This window comes from Sphingobacterium alimentarium (assembly GCF_004342685.1).
Lineage (GTDB): Bacteria > Bacteroidota > Bacteroidia > Sphingobacteriales > Sphingobacteriaceae > Sphingobacterium > Sphingobacterium alimentarium.
Map to the genome: position 1 here is coordinate 1 of NZ_SMBZ01000105.1, position 1,255 is coordinate 1,255.

At 32.7% G+C, this 1,255-nt stretch carries 2 protein-coding genes; both read left to right on the plus strand.

The annotated features are described in order from the left end of the window. The first annotated feature begins 192 nt into the window (after nucleotides 1–192). Nucleotides 193–444 carry a FecR domain-containing protein gene (locus tag EDC17_RS16755; protein WP_165894460.1) on the plus strand — a complete coding sequence of 84 codons (252 nt, stop codon included), beginning with the start codon at nucleotides 193–195 and terminating at the stop codon, nucleotides 442–444. A gap of 162 nt (nucleotides 445–606) precedes the next feature. Beyond that, on the plus strand, nucleotides 607–1,173 hold the full coding sequence (locus EDC17_RS16760; RefSeq protein WP_165894461.1) for an STN domain-containing protein: 567 nt from the start codon (nucleotides 607–609) through the stop codon (nucleotides 1,171–1,173). Nucleotides 1,174–1,255 lie beyond the last annotated feature (82 nt).

Here is a 1,255-nt window from a genome sequence, read left to right on the forward strand (position 1 = left end):
TCATCCATAAACCACAAGAACCTGAAGGACCTGTACCCACAAAACTATAAACGAATTATCGCTTAATCAAACATGTAGTTTATAGGGCGGATACGATCAATTGCCGTAAATACAATCAGTGATAAAACGGTTATAAAACCAGGTCAGCAGGCTATTGTAAATAATCAATCTATAATCCACGTAAACAATAATGTGAATTTAGTACAAATATTAGCTTGGCGTGAAGGAGTATTTAGGTTCCAAGATGAATCAATTGAATTTATCATGAGTGAATTGTCTAAATGGTATAATATCAATGATGTTCAAATCTCAAATAATATTAAAGATAAATTCACGGGTAGTATAAAAAGAACAAAACAACTTAAAGATGTTCTTAATGCTTTAGAAGAGGTTTCTGATTTACAGTTTGCAATAGAAGAGGGGAGGGTTATGGTGACTAAATAGAGAAAAGATATTTATAGGGCAGTAGTGCAATACCGCCCTAAGAAATATAATACATAGCCTATAAAATCGTGTGTAAATTATAAAACCATATATAACCAAATGTATAAAAATAATACTTCAATCGTGCGTATCCACCCACGATTGTTTAAATGTCTACTAATTATGAAATTCATTTCATTTTTTATATTCGGACTATTTATACAAACTCAAGCTAATGTGTTTGCGCAAAAAATAAATATTTCGGTATCAAAAGCAGAACTAACAGATGTACTAAATATCGTTCAAAAACAAACTGATTTGGACTTTTTATTTAACAGTTCTGAATTAAAAAATGTAGGAAAGATTGATCTGCATATGAGCAATGCGGATCTTAAACAGGTGTTAGATCAATGTTTAAGTCCTCGTGGTCTAGTATATGCCGTCCAAAATAAAACAGTGCTCATAAGAAAAGCTCCTGAGTTGGGTAATGCATTATCGATAAAAGATACTCAACAATTGTTGCTTGAAGGAAAAGTTTTAGATAGTGATATGAATCCTGTTGTCGGGGCATCAGTAAAAGTTGTAAATAGCAATGCTGCTACAGCAACAAGAGAGGATGGATCGTTTTCGCTGAGTGTAATTCAAAGAGAAGGTCAGGTGATAATTACAGCAATGGGATATGAAGATAAAACTATTTCCTATGTTACAGGTCAACAGATTGAAGTTGTATTAAACCCTTGTGAACGGTAAATAATAATGCAGAGTTTTTGGCAATTAGTACTGCAGAGTTTTTGGCAAGAATTACTGCAGAGTATTCGGTAAGAATGAATAC

Bases quoted from the DNA above. Each gene is read 5' to 3' on its own strand.
- EDC17_RS16760 (WP_165894461.1), top strand. From the start codon at position 607: ATGAAATTCATTTCATTTTTTATATTCGGACTATTTATACAAACTCAA.